This window comes from Cupriavidus sp. D384 (assembly GCF_001652915.1).
In the GTDB taxonomy this organism is placed as follows: domain Bacteria; phylum Pseudomonadota; class Gammaproteobacteria; order Burkholderiales; family Burkholderiaceae; genus Cupriavidus.
Map to the genome: position 1 here is coordinate 151,917 of NZ_BBQI01000128.1, position 17,956 is coordinate 169,872.

General features: G+C 62.9%; 16 protein-coding genes and 1 pseudogene. 9 read left to right on the forward strand and 8 right to left on the reverse strand.

Translation table 11 applies throughout. The features are described 5' to 3' along the window. Positions 1–280: 280 nt before the first annotated feature. From A9J21_RS28520 to A9J21_RS31815, 4 genes are all read right to left on the reverse strand, one after another. Entirely contained in the window at positions 281–1,297 is a 1,017-nt protein-coding gene (locus tag A9J21_RS28520; protein ID WP_156546289.1) for an outer membrane beta-barrel protein, read from the reverse strand. Positions 1,298–1,606: 309 nt separating this feature from the next. Continuing rightward, positions 1,607–2,131, reverse strand: coding sequence for a hypothetical protein (locus tag A9J21_RS28525; RefSeq protein WP_066741831.1), 525 nt, complete (start codon positions 2,129–2,131; stop codon positions 1,607–1,609). A 526-nt stretch (positions 2,132–2,657) separates the two neighbouring features. After that, positions 2,658–7,511: a putative Ig domain-containing protein gene (locus tag A9J21_RS28530; protein WP_066741834.1), complete on the reverse strand. Its 4,854-nt coding sequence runs from the start codon at positions 7,509–7,511 to the stop codon at positions 2,658–2,660. A 531-nt stretch (positions 7,512–8,042) separates the two neighbouring features. After that, entirely contained in the window at positions 8,043–8,303 is a 261-nt protein-coding gene (locus A9J21_RS31815; protein ID WP_156546292.1) for a hypothetical protein, read from the reverse strand. A 344-nt stretch (positions 8,304–8,647) separates the two neighbouring features. Here A9J21_RS31815 and A9J21_RS32130 point away from each other — a divergent pair, with 344 nt between their 5' ends. Further along, complete coding sequence (locus A9J21_RS32130; RefSeq protein WP_197497587.1) at positions 8,648–8,935, forward strand: hypothetical protein; 288 nt, start codon at positions 8,648–8,650, stop codon at positions 8,933–8,935. Between the two features lie 123 nt (positions 8,936–9,058). Here A9J21_RS32130 and A9J21_RS31250 read toward each other — a convergent pair whose 3' ends face one another. Then, on the reverse strand, positions 9,059–9,496 hold the full coding sequence (locus tag A9J21_RS31250) for an acetyltransferase (RefSeq protein WP_082926670.1): 438 nt from the start codon (positions 9,494–9,496) through the stop codon (positions 9,059–9,061). A gap of 301 nt (positions 9,497–9,797) precedes the next feature. On the opposite strand from A9J21_RS31250, the gene A9J21_RS31255 reads away from it, so the two are divergent. Then, positions 9,798–10,037 (forward strand): hypothetical protein, encoded by a 240-nt coding sequence (locus A9J21_RS31255; RefSeq protein WP_082926671.1) that lies wholly within the window; start codon positions 9,798–9,800, stop codon positions 10,035–10,037. Between the two features lie 11 nt (positions 10,038–10,048). Here the strand turns inward: A9J21_RS31255 and A9J21_RS32455 are convergent. Further along, positions 10,049–10,273 (reverse strand): annotated as a pseudogene (locus A9J21_RS32455) (IS30 family transposase); the annotation flags it as partial. 283 nt (positions 10,274–10,556) lie between these two features. Here A9J21_RS32455 and A9J21_RS31265 point away from each other — a divergent pair. Then, complete coding sequence (locus A9J21_RS31265; protein WP_404851426.1) at positions 10,557–10,685, forward strand: helix-turn-helix domain-containing protein; 129 nt, start codon at positions 10,557–10,559, stop codon at positions 10,683–10,685. A gap of 54 nt (positions 10,686–10,739) precedes the next feature. On the opposite strand, the gene ycaC is transcribed toward A9J21_RS31265, so the two are convergent. Then, the gene (gene ycaC, locus A9J21_RS28540) at positions 10,740–11,363 is read right to left on the reverse strand and encodes an isochorismate family cysteine hydrolase YcaC (RefSeq protein WP_066741837.1); all 624 of its coding nucleotides are present in this window, start codon (positions 11,361–11,363) and stop codon (positions 10,740–10,742) included. A 173-nt stretch (positions 11,364–11,536) separates the two neighbouring features. Here ycaC and A9J21_RS28545 point away from each other — a divergent pair, with 173 nt between their 5' ends. Next, positions 11,537–12,430 (forward strand): LysR substrate-binding domain-containing protein, encoded by an 894-nt coding sequence (locus A9J21_RS28545; RefSeq protein ID WP_066741840.1) that lies wholly within the window; start codon positions 11,537–11,539, stop codon positions 12,428–12,430. A gap of 557 nt (positions 12,431–12,987) precedes the next feature. Here A9J21_RS28545 and A9J21_RS28550 read toward each other — a convergent pair. Further along, positions 12,988–13,191, reverse strand: coding sequence for a hypothetical protein (locus A9J21_RS28550; RefSeq protein WP_066741843.1), 204 nt, complete (start codon positions 13,189–13,191; stop codon positions 12,988–12,990). Positions 13,192–13,430: 239 nt separating this feature from the next. Here A9J21_RS28550 and A9J21_RS28555 point away from each other — a divergent pair, with 239 nt between their 5' ends. The 5 genes from A9J21_RS28555 (at position 13,431) to A9J21_RS28575 (ending at position 17,950) form a co-directional block, all read left to right on the forward strand. Continuing rightward, positions 13,431–14,144: a YoaK family protein gene (locus tag A9J21_RS28555; protein ID WP_066741846.1), complete on the forward strand. Its 714-nt coding sequence runs from the start codon at positions 13,431–13,433 to the stop codon at positions 14,142–14,144. 8 nt (positions 14,145–14,152) lie between these two features. Next, positions 14,153–14,737: a TMEM175 family protein gene (locus A9J21_RS28560; RefSeq protein ID WP_066741993.1), complete on the forward strand. Its 585-nt coding sequence runs from the start codon at positions 14,153–14,155 to the stop codon at positions 14,735–14,737. Between the two features lie 151 nt (positions 14,738–14,888). After that, positions 14,889–15,539 (forward strand): GbsR/MarR family transcriptional regulator, encoded by a 651-nt coding sequence (locus tag A9J21_RS28565; RefSeq protein WP_066741848.1) that lies wholly within the window; start codon positions 14,889–14,891, stop codon positions 15,537–15,539. A 3-nt stretch (positions 15,540–15,542) separates the two neighbouring features. Further along, positions 15,543–16,916, forward strand: a complete 1,374-nt coding sequence (locus A9J21_RS28570) for a cytochrome ubiquinol oxidase subunit I (RefSeq protein ID WP_066741851.1) — start codon at positions 15,543–15,545, stop codon at positions 16,914–16,916. Further along, complete coding sequence (locus A9J21_RS28575; RefSeq protein ID WP_066741853.1) at positions 16,913–17,950, forward strand: cytochrome d ubiquinol oxidase subunit II; 1,038 nt, start codon at positions 16,913–16,915, stop codon at positions 17,948–17,950. Before A9J21_RS28570 ends, A9J21_RS28575 begins: the two co-directional genes overlap by 4 nt. Positions 17,951–17,956: the final 6 nt, after the last annotated feature.

The window sequence follows — 17,956 nt, forward strand, 5'->3', positions numbered from 1 at the left end:
CGAACGGCTCCATAGGTGGATCTGACTTCACCGGAATGGGGTGATCGCCAAGAGATGTGTAGCGGTTATAACGTAGTTGAAGACTACGTTGCGGCGTACGACGCTCCGCATGAACGCCGCGCCCTCCCCTGCCACCGCTGAATGGCAGGCCAAGGCTCCTTGTTGTGGGAAAGGAAGGGGAATTGATGAAACCCCTGCGGCGCATATTGGCGCGGCTAGGGGCCGGTCTCCGGGTACCCGCCGCCGACTGCCACAATCTGACGCGGACATAATGGCGGAATCAGAATCGATATCCCAGACCGGCCAGGAACACGTCGGTGTCGCGGTCATATCCGGTGACGGTCCGGTTCCAAGACACGCGTGCAAGCCATCGTTGGCTGATTCGGTAGCTGGCGGACATCGTCAGCAGCCCGGACCAGCGTGAGGGGTCGCTCGTAACACTGCGGCCGCGCTCGCTAAGGTCGATCGCATAGTACGGGCCGGCGCCTACTCCAAGCGTGAGCGCATCATTGAAGAACGCCCGTTCCAGCCATAGCTGCGCGGCCACGCCGTTGCGGCGCAGCGCCGAGTTCTCACCTTCGTTGATATAGCTCACGGTGCCTGACACATAGCGGGCCAGACCACGACGGTACTCGACAGCTTTGGCGAACGAGGATTCGGAGTCGAACGTATTCACGATGGTCTGCCCCAGGAACACGGTGATCTCGTTCTGCGTGACGTTGTCCAACCGGGACGGGGGTGGCACCACAGGCCCGCCACGGTCGCCCCGGTCGAGCTGGTAGCCCACGCCGATCAAAAACGTATTCGTCTTGATGCTCGACGGCGTTTGCGTACGGTTGTACCGCGCCTGCACCATCCAAGGACCGCCGTTGACGTACCACGTGGCCGCCACGCTGGCCAGCAGGCCCCAGCCGTGATGATTGTCGGAGCCGCCATCGTCGTTGCGGTCCGTGGTATCGAAATACCGATAGGGGCCCGCGCCGATGGCGAGATTGAATCTGCGGTCGGCAAATGGGTAGCGCCACCAGAGCTGGACGCTGTGCCCATCACGATGATGATTCGTGACATGCCCCTCGTTCAGGTACGAGAACGAGGCGTACCAGTTCTCCGCCAGATTGTGCTGGTAGCTGTAGGTGTAGCCGTAGCTTGTTTCTCCACCCGCGTCGGTGCGTTGCAGGCCACCCAGAATGAGGGCTTCCTGGGCGTGCACCGAACCGATCCATGCTGCAGCGCTCATCAGCAGCAAGGCCGGCATGCGCAGGCGCCGCGACAGTGTCATAGGGGTCAGGAAGGACATCGGGTATGGCCGGCAGTGGGGCTGGGTCAACTTAGCAACTTGGGCCTGTGCTTGCCAGTGGCCCAAAGGGCAATAGCAGCGTGAAGCTGAGATGGTGCGCACCCAATGGCCGAGACGGTCGCGAGCCGCCGATTGAGCCTGGCCTGGCCTGGTCGATGAATGATTGCCGGCGACCGGGTCCGGCCAGAAGGCGACGTCCGATGCGAGCGGAACCGCCGATCTGCTACACACTGATTGAGATGACTCTCGGTGCGCGATAGGTTGATACGTGCTTGCTACTCTTCAGTCTTCCCAGTCGGAAGGCAATGCCTAGAAGCACGTTTTTGCCGTGTCGTAGAGGCTCAACAATACGGTCCTATGCGGGGACGACGTCGCCCAAAACGGTGAAGGAGGCATGTCCGATAGTACGATTTTGTCGGTGCCTGCGACCCACCTGAAGTCAATGTAGGTCGTATCGCCACCCTTCAGTTGCGCCGTTTCTACCTTGACGTCGGGTTGACCGTACTGCGCAATCAACAAGGCCATCTGGTTCGGATACTCAGTATCTGGATCAAGACCAATTGATGACGTAATCACTTTTCTCTTGCACACAGTGAAACTACCGTCCATATATTCCTTCGTACGGTCGTGAAATATCGCCTTGTAACTGGAGGAGTCATCACTGTATGGAAGCACTTCATATCCTCGAGCTCGAAGAAAGCTCGCCGCGACGTCCAGGTTCTCACCAAGGATTGAATGGACCTGAACTTGTGCCTGGGCAGTGCCGAACGCTACCGTCAGCAGCAGAGTTTTCAGCGCCTTGAGCATTTTGTAGACGTTTCTCGTGAAATCCATGGTTTAAATTCGCCTTTCCTGCTACGGCATCGGTCCGAGGCTGACCGGGACCGGACTATTTACTAGCCTCACAGATTATCGGTGACCTGACCATTGTCAGTCATCATTTTCTACGGCCGGGTGAAAAGAGAGGAGAGAACGGAAGTCGTCCTGCTTGCGATGTTGTCTGGATGTTGAACGACCGCTTCTGGCAAATCTGAAGGACTGTTCAGGGTCGCTAGGCGCCGTCTAGGTAGCGGGCGGCCGTGGCGGGCCCTCTGTCGAATCATCGTTCGCGGCAGAAGGAGGGTGGTGCTGCATCGCCCGCTCCAGGTCGAGCCGATTGACCAACCTTTGTCGCTTGAAGTTCAGCGGTACCGTATGGAGTCTCGGCGGCTCGCCACCGAAGGTGCGGGAAGGCGCGCCGTGCCGCTCGCGAAGCTTCTCGGCCGCCAACGTCGGTAGCCTGACGGTGAGTCAGGTATGTAATGTATCAGCGATCGTTACGAGGGGGAAATCCCCACGCCGGCGGGCGTGGGGACGCGCGTCAGAACGGCGCGGTGAACGTCAGGCGCACGCCTTGCTGCAGCCCGCTCATGCCGAACAGCACGTTGTAGTCGAGGCCGAACGTCAGCATCTTGGTCCGCAGCTTGGCCCCGAGCCCGACCTGGATGCGATCGCGGCCGAACGGTGTGCCGTAGACCGTGTATGCGGGTCCCGCGCTGGCCAGGTCGGCATACGCGAGGTTGGCCGCGCTCTGGCCTTCGAAGTCGTGCTGGTACTCGACGCGCGCGAACGGTAGGAAGATGCCGTAGCGCGTTTCCTTCGCGAACTCCGTACGCAGGCCCAGCGCGCCGGACACGGTGGTCACGGTCTGCCCGAAGTACGTGAGGGCACCGAGGCCCGCGCCCGACTCCGAGAACGGATCGAGCTTGCTCTCCGCGACCAGCATCCGCGCGTACGGCGAGAACAGCCACGTGTCGGTCCGGTACTCGTAACCCGTGGACAGCGAGGCGAACAGCTGATGGCCGTCGCGCTGGCCATTCGCGAACGCGGCTTCGTCGGTTACCCAGCGGCGCGAGTCGAAGCGCAGCAGGCCCGCGCCCGCCACGCCATCGATAAAGTACGACGGCGTGGGGCGGTAGCTGCCGTACAGCGCAACGCTGTAGGCATCGGCACTGCTGTGCGTGCCCGACGAGCCGATATCGGTGCCATCGCGCCCGTAACCGAAGCCCGCGCCGACCGTGATCTTTTCGGATACGCGGTAATCGGCGCCCACCGTCACGCCGCCCGTGGTGAAGCGGAAGCCCGAGCGCTGCGTGCCGATATTGGCGAAGCCGAAGTCCACACTGCCCGCGGTCCAGAACGCGAGCCGCGCGTCGTCGGGGTTCGGTCCCGTGGCGTCCGCGCCGGGAAGATCGGGCGCACCGGAGAGGCCCGCGAGTCCATCGGGCGAGCCCGGCAGCGCGGCCAGCAGCGTCCCCGTGGCCAGCCTGCCGAGACCGCCTTCGGCCGTGCCGCTGCCCGCATTGCCCGCCGCGGCGCTGTCCGCCGATCCCGACGTACCCGATGCGCTCGTCGTACCCGCCGCAAGACCGCTCGTGCCGAACGCGCTGCCGCCCGATCCGCGGTTGTTGCGGCTCGTGGTCTGCGTGGACACGCCACGCTGGCAGGCATCGCGCGCGGACAGGCTCTGCAGGTCCTGGCATTGCTGCTGTGCGTTGCCCTGCGCGGAAGGCATCACGATGGTGAGGTTGTTCGTGAAGGCCGCGCGCCCATTGGCATGCAGACGTTCCAGACGCTGGTTGTAGTTCGCGATCTGCGCCGTCGCGAAACGCCGCGCGGCCTGGATCTGCGCGTTGATCAGGCCCGAGACATCGGGGTCCGTCGAGGGATCGCGCCGCGGTGCCACCGAGATCTGCAGCGCGGCCGGCGAGGAGGTCGCCGAGGCGTTGCTGATCGTGTAGGTGATGACCGCCGTGCCCGCGAACGCGGCCGCCGGCGTGTACGTGACGGTATAGGTCTGGCCCGCCGACAACTGCCTGGCCGAGCCTTCCGCGGAGGCCGATTCGGTCTGCTTGGGCGCGGCCGCGGCGAGCACGGCCGTGCCGGCATTGGACGGCGACACCGAGATGATCGCCGCGCCGGTGAACGGACCGCCCGTCGCGCCTTCCGTGAGGTCGATGACCACTTCCTTGCCCGACGCCGTGATGGCCTGGCGTTGCGCGATCGGAATCGGCACCGGCGTCACCGTGATGCTCACCAGCACCGGTGCCGATGCCCCCGCGGCATTGAGCAGCGCGTAGCTGAAGGTCACCACGCCCGCGCTCGATGCCGCCGGCGTGTAGATGATATTGAGTCCCTCGACCCGCGCCGTGCCCGTGGCCGGCGGCGAGACGATGGACACGCCCGTGAACGGCCCATTGGTCGCGTTGGCGGCGGCCGCGATCGTGACCGGCGCGTTGGAACCCGTCGTGGCCGAAACCGGCGGGGCGGTAGGCACGGTCTGCGTCGTGTTCAGCGTGAAGTTGCGCGTCGCGCTGAACGGTGCGCCCGTGCCGGTGCTGCTGTCGGTCGCCTTGATCGCGAATGTGCTCGTGCCCATTGCCGTCGGCGTGCCGGTGATCGCCCCGGTGCTCGCATTGAGCGACAACCCGGCCGGCAGCGTGCCGGACGATACCGAGTACGCGTAGGGCCCGATGCCGCCGCTGGCCGTCATCGTCTGGTTGTAGGCGATGCCCACGGCCGGGTCGGGCAGCGTGGCCGGATTCAGGGCGATGGTCGGCGCGCCGATCGTGAACGTATAAATCTGCGTGTTGCTGTAAGGACCCGATCCGGTCGAGCTGTCCGTCGCACGGACCGTGAAGCTGTAGCTGCCCGCCGCACTTGTGCTCCCGGAGATGACGCCGCCCGGACTCAGCACGAGCCCCACCGGCAGCGTGCCGCCGCTGACCGAGAACGTATAGGGCGCCACGCCGCCGCTCGCGGTAACCGTCTGCGAATAGGCCGTACCGATCGTCGGAGCCGGCAGCGTCGCGGGCGCGATGGCGATCGTCGGCGCGCCGACGGTGAGCGTGTAGGCCTGTGCGCCGACGGCGGGTCCGCCACCCGTGGTGCTGTCCGTCGCCTGCACCGTGAAGTTGAACGTGCCGCCCGCGGTGGGCGTGCCGGACAACACCCCGCCGGTGCTCAGCGACAGTCCAGCGGGCAGCGCGCCCGCGGAGATCGCATACGTGTACGGGGCAATGCCGCCAGCCGCCGTGACGGTCTGGCTATAGCCGACGCCCACGGACGGGTTCGTCAGAGAGCCCGGGCTGATGGTCACGCCGCCCGCCACGACGACCAGCGTGTAGTTGCGGGTCACTGCGTATGGCGCGCCGGTACCGGTGGTGAAATCTGTTGCGGAGACCGAGATCGGGTACGACCCCGTGGCCGTCGGCGTGCCCGACAACACCCCGGCGGTGTTCATCGACATGCCTGCCGGCAGCGTGCCTGTCATCGCGAACGTGTACGGCGCGGTGCCGCCGGATCCGGTGAAGGTCTGGCTGTATGCGGTGCCCGCGACGCCGTTGCCGAGGGAGCCCGGTGCGAGGCCCAGCGCGGGCGCGGAGACCGTAAGCGAGTAGGACTGGTCGCCGGTGAACCCGTTGTTGTCGGCCGCGCGGATCGAGAAGTTGAACGTGCCGACCGCCGTCGGCGTGCCGGACAACTGGCCGCTGCCATTCAGCGTCATGCCCGGTGGCAGCGCGCCGCTGGAGACGACGAAGGAGTAAGGCGCCGTGCCGCCGCTTGCGGTCACCGTCTGGGTGTTCGACACGCCAGCCTGCGGATTCGTCAGCGAGGGCGGCGAGACGATGACCGTGGGCGTCGTGACCGTCAGCGCGTAGCTGTTCGTGATGCTGAAGCTGCCGCCGCCGGTGCTGTCGGTGGCCCTGATATTGAACGACACGGTGCCTGCCGAGGTCGGCGTACCGGACAGGACGCCCGTGGCCGTATTGAAGGTCATGCCTGACGGCATCGTGCCGCCCGTCACGCTCAGCGAAAACGAATAGGGCGATGTGCCGCCCGACGGCGAGAACGTCTGCGAGAAGGCGACGCCGACGGCCCCCGCCATCGGGCCGGGGGCAGGCGACATCGACAGCGTCGGCGCCGCGACGTTCAGCGTCAGCGTACCGCTCGTCACGGAGAACGGACCGACCCCGGTGCTGCTGTCGGTGACCGTGACCTGGAACGTAAAGCTGCCGATGGCCCGCGGCGTGCCCGTGATGGACCCGTTCGTGTTCAGCACGAGCCCGCTCGGCAAGGCGCCCGAGGCGATCGTGTACCTGTAGGGTGTCGCGCCGCCACTGGCACCGGCGACACCGCCGCTGTAGGCGACACCGGCCGTGGCCATCGTCGGACTGGGCGGTGCGTACGTGATCGTCGCCGTGCCCACGGTGATCGACACGGTGGCGGGGCTCGATATGCCCGACCCGTTGCTGGCCGTATAGATAAAGCTGTCCGGGCCCGCGTAACCGGTGTTCGGTTGATAGGTGACGTTGGTACCCGAGACGATGAGCGTGCCATGGCTCGCGGGACTGATCAGATTGATCTGCGTCGGGGCACCGCCCGACAGCGCGAGCGTGATCGGGTTGGCGCCGCTGTTGTACGCCACGCTGGCGGACGACGACGAAGCAATCGGGGGATTGGCGGCGATGTAGGTGAACTTCGCGCCTGCATTGATGGCACTGGTACCGCTCGGCGTGGTGACGCGCACGTCGACCGTGCCGGCCGCGCCGGAAGGCGTGGTGGCCGTGATGGTGCTGGCATTGACGATGGACAGCGCCGAGGCATTGACACCACCGACAGTCACGCTCGTGGCCCCGGTGAAGTTCGTGCCCGTCACCGTGATCGCCGTGCCGCCGGCCGACGCGCCGGAGTTCGGCGAGACGTTGGTTACGGTTGGCGCGCTCGCGCCGGCCGGCACGATGAAGTTGACCACGCCGTTGGGAATCCAGGGTCCACCGGCCGTGTTCTGCGTGTAAAAGGTACCACTGTCGGTGCCGACGAAGCCGGCCGGCGGGTAGTAGACGAAGCCCGACTGGATCTTGCCGGGGTTCGAGCTGCCCGGAATCGTGCCACTAAAGATATAGAGCCTGCCGCCATTGGTGGTCACCACGTAAGTGTCTTCGGAACCATTGTTGGCAAATCCCGCCGTGCCGTCCGCGATGCCCCAGTACGCGCCCTCGCCGAGCCCGTTGTCGCAGGTGGCGTTATCGGTCGTGCTGAACTCGTAGATCGTTTTCGCGGGCGATGCCTGCGCGCTGACGTTGACCGTGCACGGCTTGGCAAATACCTGAGGGGCGAAGACGGCGAGCCATAAAGCAAGCGCGCCCATGAGGAAGCGGCGGACGACAAGCATCTTGTCCGCGTAAGTGACTGGCGTGACCAACCCGATTCTCCCGACGATCCGCTCGCAGGCGGATTTAAACAAATTACAGACCTGTTATTTGTGAAATGTCTGCGCGATGGCAGCGGCGGAATTGTTTGTCTCCGCTTACAGGTCGGAAACATGGTGGAAAACTGCTACCGAAGCACGCGAAACAGCGGTATGACCCCTCCAAAGCATGGGAAGATAACTGCAAACGTGGGATTTAGTCGACATCTTATTTGCCGTAAATGACAAAAACAACATACGATTCCTTTGCGCGCCGTATGGCGTGATGCATCATATGATGCACATCAGATATTAAGGAAGCTGAGATCTGATGCGCACTTTGAGTGCCGCTCGCAGACGTGGTGTGCCGTGCTGGCGCTTCTATCCGCTCGAGGTCTGACCAGGGAACTGCGGTGCCCCCAGAAGACGACGCCGCACGGCAATGTGCTACCGCCTGCATCGCTTTCTATTCCGGCGATTGGAAGAGTCCTAGCCCAATGGCCCAGAAGGGGTCGGTCAGAGACCAATGGTTGGTGTCGCCACAGGCAAGGTGCTGCAGGTGCCCCTGACCTGAAAGAACCCGTTGCCAAGCGACGCAATCTTCGTGTTGAACTTGGCGGTTACCGTTGCTGGTGGTTGCGTCGGGCTGTTCGAATCCGCCGCCACAGAGACCAGCGCACGACTGGTGGCCGGATGCTCATCATCCCCATTGCACGCGTTTAACAGGGTCAGGCAAAGCATGGCCGCCCACCACGCTCGGAATGAATTGGTTGTCACGTTTCTTCCTGTGCGGGCTGCCTCTCGATCTTGGCAGGCATCCGCGCGACGCTGGTGGTTCACGATGCTGAGGCATTAGCGTCGGACCCGGTACAGAGTGATTCGGGATACCGCATGTCCGGAGACAGGCAGGGTGACGCGTTGAAACAGGAAATGTACTTGGCCGTTGCATAGGAGCAAATACGGCAAGTGCCGTATGCCTCAGGAGTACGCCGGCAACAATGGCGATGGGACTAACGCGCCCTTGGCCTACGGCGAACCGCCGAGGACGGACCGGTTCCGGCCAGGAGCGGACAGTCGGTTAAGCTCCTACGTTTGGTTCACCTGCCGACAGAGGGAAATGAATGTCACTCAAGGAAAAGCTTGCAGACTTCGCCGGCGCTCTCACAAGCGCCACATATGCTCCCGACGAGTATCCACTGTCTGAGTACGTGAACTACCAAAGCAACATGGCAGATCTGCAGGGGCTCTGGTTGGAAATCCGCCAACAACTGACGCATGATGTAGAGGCCGCGGCGTTCATTGATGAGAAGCTGGCCGAGATGCTCAGGGAGTTTGATGCCGGCCGCAAAGCCGAGGGCCGCAGGGCAGTCTTGGCAATTTACAACCTGAAAGTTGAGCGACTTAGATAGCAGGTGAGTGACTGCCTTGGGTCGCGCCCGGCCTGCCTGTGAACGTGGATCGACGATCGGGTCCGGGCCAGAAGCGGACGTTCTCAGCTTATGGCGGCGCCCGCCTTGGGGGTCGACATCCAGCTAGCCTTGGTAGCGCAGATGAATCAGGGGGTAAGGTCGTCCCTGTGAATCCACCTCCGAACGCCCAGTTTCAACGAATCCCATACGTTGATAGAAGCCAACAGCTTGGGAGTTCTGCACATTGACGTCTGTACTCAACTCCCCATGCAGCGACAACCCATACTGCAACAGTTGGCGGCCGATGCCGGTGCCACGGACATCTGGATCGATGAACAGTGCCTCCATATGTGTCCCATCGATCAGCATGAAGCCATAGGGCTCGTCATTTTCATCGACAGCAACTGTCACTGACGCATGGGGCAGAAAACCACACACTTCGGCATCAATGGCCTTTCGGTCTTCGACACTGAGAAAATGATGGGTGGCATCCACGGAACGACGCCAAAGGTTGACTAGAGCGATGCCATCTTCAGGACGCGATGGGCGGAGTCTGTACATAGAAACCTTCAAGGCAGTTCAGATTTGTGTGAAGTATATCTACACCACAGAGTCGGCCCACGTACGGAAGGCGTCGAATGTCCGCTGCGGGTCGGTCAGAGACCGATGGTCATGACAGCCGGCACTCGGTGGGCCGAGTCCGGCCAGAAGCCGCCACTCGACACGTTCGGCCACATTGCACACAAACCAAGCATGAGTACGTGCACCGTCCCCCAATCCTTGGCGCAGCGCCGGCAGACGTTATGATGGCGAGCAATTTCTACGGCCAGCTAAGACGAGAATAAGTCCAAAGGAGTAGCGAATGGGTTTCCGGCTGCAATTTGCATCAGATATTCAACGAGACGGACTCGGGCTCGAGTTACTAAACAAAAGTGGAGAGGTTGTTGCTGAAGTCTTCCGAAGGGATGCTAACAACTCGTTGGAGGTCTCCCTATTCGATGACAGCTTACCTTTCGTTGAGATCGAGCGTTTGCTAAAAACCGCGCGGACCGACCTTGGCGCATTTGAGGATGGAACTGCATTACCTTCTCCACTGGCTTAGCCCAGCGTGGTGACTGCGTGCGAAATCTCTTCTCGCTCGGCAAGCGTCAAAGCGAGCCTGGAGCGACGTCGTGGCGTTGGCTGTATCCCGCCAGTCCTCCCGAGAATTCCTTGTACTGCGGAGTGGTAGCGATCAAACAGTCTGGCAATCTGCGCAAGCGTGTCACCTTTACGCCACCGCTCCCACATTAGTGCCTTCTGAGTCTCGGTGTAGTAAATCCTGCGCCTTTGTTTCATTTGCAACACCTCCACTGCCTACGCAGCGTCTAGTGTTGCATCGACCCATTGAATCCACGATTGCTTAGCGACCGTCACGGCCGTAGATGTAAGCCCCGCCAGATTGTTCGCCATGGACGGCATGCGGTGGATTCATCTTATGCAACTCTCCTGCATTTAGGTCAGCGGAAGCCCGTCTCTCACCGTGCCGGTTTTCGAAGGATCGCGCGACTCTGGAAATGGCTGACCGTACGACAGTGAGCAAAGCCTGGACAGCATCATCTTTAATTGCTGTTTAGCCCGGCTGTCCTCCGGCACGCCCGTCAACCAGGTGGCGCTCGATCTCGGATATGACAGCCCCAGCGCATTCTCGACGATGTCCCGCAAGGCGCTGGGCGCGCCGCCATCGTCGTTTCTCCACGCAGCGCGCTAACGCCGCACCAACGAACGGTGCGGCGGGCGTTTTGTGCGGGATGTTGCGGCCGGTTTACTTCGCCGACATGACCTTGAAGCTGGTCATCAGGTTGCGGTAGTCGGGGATATGGTTGGCGAATAGCGTGCCGAGCCCTTCGATGTCGTTGCGCCAGTCGCGGTGCAGCTCGCAGGCCACGCCGAACCACGTCATCATCTGGGCGCCCGCATGGGCCATGCGATGCCACGCCGCGTCGCGCGTGATCGGATCGAACGTGCCCGATGCATCGCCTACGACGAACACGTCGAAGCCTTCGGCCAGGGCCGACAGCGCCGGAAAGGCAACGCAGACCTCGGTGACCACGCCGGCGATGATCAATTGCTTCTTTCCGGTGGCCTTGACCGCCTTCACGAAGTCTTCGTTGTCCCAGGCGTTGATCTGACCGGGACGCGGAATATATGGCGCTTCCGGAAACTGGGCCTTCAGCTCGGGCACAAGCGGGCCGTTGGGGCCCGTCTCGAAGCTGGTGGTCAGGATGGTCGGCAGCTTGAAGTACTTGGCCAGGTCGGCCAGCGCCAGGACATTGTTCTTGAACTTGTCCGGGTCGATATCGCGCACCAGCGAAAGCAGACCCGCCTGGTGGTCCACCAGCAGTACGGCTGCGTCATTCTTGTCCAGGCGCTTGTAGGACGTTGTCATGGCTATCTCCTTGCACGGATGGGGTCACGCGTCTCGCAGACGCGTTGTTGGAAGCGTCGGCCGCTCCGGCGTCATCGCGATGACGGCACCGGAACGTGGAGCCATCATAGGTTCGCGGAAACCGGCGCAGTAGTGCCGTAAGATGCCGTCTGTGTTCTATGGGAGGAACAGTCATGGACGACCTCAACGACTTCTACTACTTCGTCAAGGTGGTCGACCATGGCGGATTCACCCAGGCGGGTCTGGCGCTGGGGGCGCCCAAGTCAAAGCTCAGCCGGCGCATCGCTGCGCTGGAGGCCCGGTATGGCGTCAGGCTGCTGCAGCGATCGACGCGACACTTCTCGGTCACCGAGACCGGGCGCGAATTCTACGAACGCTGTATCGGCGTGCTGGTAGAGGCCGAAGCGGCGCGCGAGGTCATGGAGCGCGAGCGTTCCGAGCCGCAGGGCATCGTGCGCATGACCTGCCCGACGACGTTGCTCGAATACCGCGTGGCCGGACTGGTCGCGCAGTTCATGCTGGCCTATCCGAAGGTACAGGTGCATCTGGAGGCCACCAACCGCCGCGTGGACGTGATAGGCGAACGCCTGGACCTGGCGCTGCGCGTGCGCTTTCCGCCGTTGGAAAACAGCGACCTGGTGATGCGCGTGCTGTCGGAGAGCCACCAGCGTCTGGTGGCGTGCCCCGCACTGATGGAAGGCCGCGCACCGCTACGCAATCCCGCTGAGCTGGCAGGCATGCCCAGCCTCGACTGGGGCCCGCCGCGCAGCCACGTCTGGCAACTGATCGGCCCGGAAGGACAATCGGCCGAAGTCCGGCACCAGCCCCGTTACGTCACCGACGACATGAGCGCGCTGCGCAAGGCGGCGCAGACCGGCGTCGGCATCGTACAGTTGCCTTGCATGGTGGTGGAGGGTGACTTGCGCAACGGCACGCTGATCGACGTGCTGCCCGGCTGGGCGCCAAGAGGCGGCATCATCCACGCGGTATTTCCGTCGCGCCGGGGGTTGATGCCGAACGTGCGCCTGCTGATCGACTACTTCGCCACCCACATCTACAAGGAATAGTGGCTCACCGCCAGGGCCAGCGTGAAATGGGTGGACACGCCCGGCGCGATGCCCCCCCCGGGGCGAACAAGCCGCCGAAACGTGCCGGGGCGCCTCGCCACAAGCGAACGATGCCCGCTACTCAGGAAGAAGCCATGTCCGCGGGCACTGAGCCGGCCCACCAAGGCAAGGTTGAATCCACGGCCGCGACAGACAAATTGCGAGGGCAACTATTTCGGCCAGGACCTGCGAGACGCGACCATTGGATGCGAGGCGCCTCGCCATTCGCGCAAATGCACTCCTGGGATGCCCTAGGTGTAACGGGACCGACGGGGGAGGTATTCCGTCGACCATTTTTCCTTTCGCGGCACGAAAGCTAACCCATTCGCACGCCCCACGACGCCGAGACCCGGACCTGTCCGTCTCCACCTGCCGCCTCGGCGGTTATGACCTCCACGGAAGCTCCCCCGATAGCCGATTCTAGCGACGCCGCAACGCACCGCTACCCGACTGGAAAGGGGGTTTCGGCGTACGTCAGCGCACAGACATGCGGCACCGCCTTGGCCTGTGCAGCACCGCTAAGCGGCGTTCCGCGCCGTCGACCTAGAGGCCAATCTTGCCGTGCTTTGGCGAGTGGTCGTGCGGACGTCCGGCACGGTATTGCCGCGCACCACATATTCATTGATGTCGACACGGCGCTCCGGCTGCGCATCGGCGTTGCCCTGCGCCTGCACGGGGACGGCCGGCTCCGGCGTGGCCCCGTCGGCCTGTGCCAGCGCCATCCCGGGTACTCCCGGTGCTCCCAGTCCAATCACCCCCGGGCACCCGACCCGCCAACGCGACGATGGTTAGTTGAAAAATATTGAACAACACGTGCGCGAGTTGCGCGGTTGTGTCCGAGCACCAATGCTTATAGTTCAGCACACACGGCGCCGAACCGAGAAGGATGACGGTGGCGGAATATCAAACAAACTGAACTATATTGCGCCGGACGTCTTGGCGCCTTTTGGAGAAAGAACACATGCCGGCGATCAGCGATTCCCAACGTCCCGACACTTCCGCCGCGAGCATCTGGGCGCAATGTCGCGCCGCGGTGCTGTTGACGATAGTCGGCGGTGCGATCGACACCATCGGTTTTATCGCGCTGCTCGGCTTCTTTACCGCCCACGTCACCGGCAACCTGGTGCTCGCCGGCGCAGCCTTTGTGAAGGGCGGCGCAGGGCTGTGGATCAAGCTCGGCGCGATTCCGCTGTTTATCGCCACCGTGATGGTTGCCAAGATCTGGATCGATCGCTGCAGCCAGACGCACAAGACGCTGGGCTGGCTGTTCGTGGCCGAGGCGATATTCCTGCTGGGATTTATGGGCGTGGGGCTGTATTTCTATCCGTTCAGCGACCCGAACGCCGTCGAGCTCGCGTTGGCCGGTGGTCTGGGCCTGATGGCGCTGGCGATCCGCAATACCTCGAGCAAGACGCTGACCAAGAGCATCAGCCCCAGCACAATGATGACCGGCAACACGACGCAATTCGGCATCGATCTGTCGAGCTACCTTCGCGCACCGACCCGCGAACATCGGGTGGCTGTCCTGAAAAGCGGCAGCATCGTGCTCGGCTTCGTGCTGGGTGCTTTCCTCGGTGCCGTGCTCTATATGCAGATCGGTTTCTGGAGCGTGCTGCCGTTTGTCGTGATCATCGCGTATCTGGCCAGCCTGTCCTTCCGCAATCAGTTCGTGTGAGCGCGTTCATGACTATCAACAAAAGCCGGCTCGAATCGTTCAGTGATGGTGTGATTGGCGTGAGCCTGACGCTGATGCTCTATCAGATCCAGTTTCCAACGGAATTCAACTGGAATGGGCTGCGTTCGGAAGCCCCTCATTTCTTTGGCTACGTGCTGAGCTTCATTTACGTCGGCATTTACTGGAACAACCATCACCACCTGTTCCAGCTGGTGCGCGGCATCAACGGCAAGGTGATGTGGGCGAATCTGCATCTGTTGTTCTGGCTGACGATGATCCCGATCACCACCACCTGGACGGGCAAATCGGATTTCTCGGCGATTCCGACGGCACTCTACGCCTTCGTACTGTTCATGTGCGCGATCGCCTATTGGATTCTGGAGCGCGTCATCATCGCAACGGAGGGAAAGGATTCTTCCCTCGCGGGCACCATCGGCAAAGATCTGAAGGGCAAGCTGTCGCTGGTCGTGTATGCGTTGACAGTTGGCGTGAGTTTTTTCAGCACCACCGCCGCAACACTCATGCTGATTGCAATGGCGGCATTCTGGTTCTTCCCCGATTCGCGGATCGAGAAATATCTCCTGCTGCATTGATCTGAACCCCGCAAGTCTTTGCCGGCGCTCACGACGATGCGGATCACTCGGACCAGGCTCACCTGCGACAGCCCGCCACACCCGGCACCCCGCGCACGCTTCTGCTTTTTGTTTTAAACTTTCACAAACTTCTGAAAATTCAAAACAGACAATGCAGCTCTCGCCCCTGGTCCAGCGCTTTGTCCTCCACTTCGGTGAGATGGGCAGCCGCTGGGGGATCAACCGTACGGTTGGTCAGATCTATGCCCTGCTCTTCACCGCCGCGCGCCCCCTGAACGCCGACGAGATCGCCGAATCACTCGGGTTCTCGCGCTCCAATGTCAGTATCGGGCTCAAGGAACTGGAGTCCTGGAATCTGGTGAAGCTGTCGCACCAGCCCGGCGACCGCCGCGAGTATTTCTCCGCGCCTGACGATGTATGGGCGATCTTCCGCACGCTGGCCGAGGAACGCCGCCGGCGCGAGATCGATCCCACACTGTCGATGCTGCGCGAAGTCCAGCTGGAAACGCCGCTGTCTGACGAAGACCGGCATGCGCAGGCCCGCATGAAAGAGATGTACGGGCTGATCCTGCTGGTTACCACGTGGTTTGGCGACATGCAGAAACTCGACGTCGCCACCCTCGAAAAACTGATGCGCCTGGGCTCGCGCGTCACCAAGCTGCTGGACGTCAAGGACCGCCTTACCTCTGCCATCGGCATGGGCGGCGCCGCGAAGGACAAGACCGGCAAGGCCGACCAGGCCCCGGCCAAGTCTGCCGGCAGCAAAACCCCCGCAAAGTCTGCCCGCCCCCGCAAGGAGTAACCCGTGTTTTCAAGTGTCGATCCGGTGATACTGGCGCGCATCCAGTTCGCCGCGAATATCACGTTCCATATCCTGTTTCCCACCATCAGCATCTCGCTGGCGTGGGTGCTGCTGTTCTTCAAGCTGCGCTACAACAAGACCGGCGACGAAAGCTGGATGGACGCCTACCGCGTCTGGGTGAAGATCTTCGCGCTGACGTTCGCGCTGGGCGTGGTCAGCGGCATCACCATGAGCTTCCAGTTCGGCACCAACTGGCCCGGCTACATGGAGACCGTGGGCAATATCGCCGGCCCGCTGCTGGCCTATGAAGTGCTGACGGCGTTCTTCCTCGAAGCCACCTTTCTGGGCATCATGCTGTTCGGCATGCGGCGCGTGGGCAATCGCATGCATACCATTGCCACCCTGCTCGTGGCCGGTGGCACCACGCTGTCGGCATTCTGGATCCTGGCGCTGAACTCGTGGATGCAAACCCCGGCCGGCTTCGAGATGATCGATGGCCGTGCGCATGTCACCAGCTGGTTCGAAGTCATCTTCAATCCGTCGTTCCCCTACCGGCTCGTGCACATGCTGCTGGCGTCGGGGCTGACCGTGGCCTTCCTGCTGGCGGGCATCTCGGCGTATCGCTGGCTGCGCCAGGACCGCGGTCGCGAGGTCATGCATTCGCTGCGCACCGGCGTGACGCTGGCGGCGTTGCTGATTCCGCTGCAGATCGTGGCGGGCGACCTGCACGGCCTGAACACGCTGCATCACCAGCCGGCCAAGATCGCGGCCATGGAAGGCATCTGGAAGACCGAGAAAGGCGCGCCGGCCGTGCTGTTCGGCCTGCCCAACGCCGCCACGCAGTCGAACGATTTCGAGATCGCGATCCCGAAGCTTGCATCGATCTACCTGACCCACAAGGCCGATGGCGAGATCAAGGGCATCGACGCCTTTGCCGACCGCCATCCGCCCGTGGCGCCGCTGTTCTTCGCCTTCCGCATCATGGTGGGTGTGGGCCTGCTGATGCTGGCCGTGTCTTGGCTGGGCACCTGGCAGATCCGCAGGCAGGGGGCGCCGTCGCCATGGCTGGCGCGTGTGCTGGTGGCGATGACCTTCTCCGGCTGGATCGCGCTGGTGGCGGGCTGGTATGTCACCGAGATCGGCCGCCAGCCCTATCTGGTCTACGGCGTGCTGACCACCGCGCAGGCCGCATCCAAGGTGCCGGCCGCGATGATCGGCAGCACGCTGGCGATGTACCTGTCGCTCTATCTGCTGCTGATCGTGGCCTATATCTCCGTGGTGTTCCACCTGGCCCGCAAGGCGGGCAAAACCGGCGCGGCCGGGCCGGCCGCCGGCACGCCGCAACCCGTTATCGGCCAACCCAGGAGCGCGCAATGAACCCGGCCACGATTCACGACCTGACCCAGCCGGCCGGCTGGCTGCCGCTGGTGTTCCTGGCGCTGATGGGCCTGTCGATGCTGATCTACGTGATCCTCGACGGCTACGACCTGGGCGTGGGCGTACTGCTGCGCCACGCCGATGACGCCGACAAGGACACCATGATCGCGTCGATCGGCCCGTTCTGGGACGCCAACGAAACCTGGCTGGTGCTCGGTGTGGGGCTGCTGCTGACGGCGTTTCCGCTGGCGCACGGCGTCATCCTGACCAACCTGTACCTGCCCGTGGCGTTGATGCTGGCGGGCCTGATCATCCGCGGCGTGGCGTTCGACTTCCGCGTCAAGGCGCGCGATCCGCACAAGCCGTGGTGGAACTTTGCGTTCTATGCGGGCTCGCTGCTCGCCAGCTTCTCGCAGGGGCTGATGCTGGGGCTATATATCACCGGCTTCCGCTACGACCTGCCCAACCTGCTGTTTGCCGTGGCCGTGGGGCTGTGCCTGGTGGCCGGCTACTGCCTGCTGGGCGCCACGTGGCTGATCATGAAGACCACGGGCAGCCTGCAACTGCGCGCCATCTACTGGGCCCGGCGCAGCCTGTGGCTTACGGCGGCCGGCGTGGCGGCGATCTCGGTGGTCACGCCGATGGTCAGCACGCGTATTTTCGACAAGTGGTTTGCGCTGCCGAACATCATCATGCTGGCACCGATCCCGTTGCTGACGATGGGCCTGTTCGTGGTCATCGAGCGGTTCCTGCGGCGCATGCGCAATCTGCACGCCAGCGGCAACGACCGCTGGTGCTGGCTGCCGTTCGCGGGCACGGCCGTGATCTTCCTGCTGGCATTCAACGGCCTCGCCTACAGCCTTTTCCCGTACCTGGTGGTGGATCGCATCGACATCTGGCAGGCGGCCAGCGCACCGGAATCGCTGATGGTGATCCTGCTGGGCGCCGCGGTGGTCCTGCCTACCATCCTGGGCTATACGGCCTATGCGTACCGCGTGTTCTGGGGCAAGGCCACCGACCTGCGCTACGACTGACGGGGC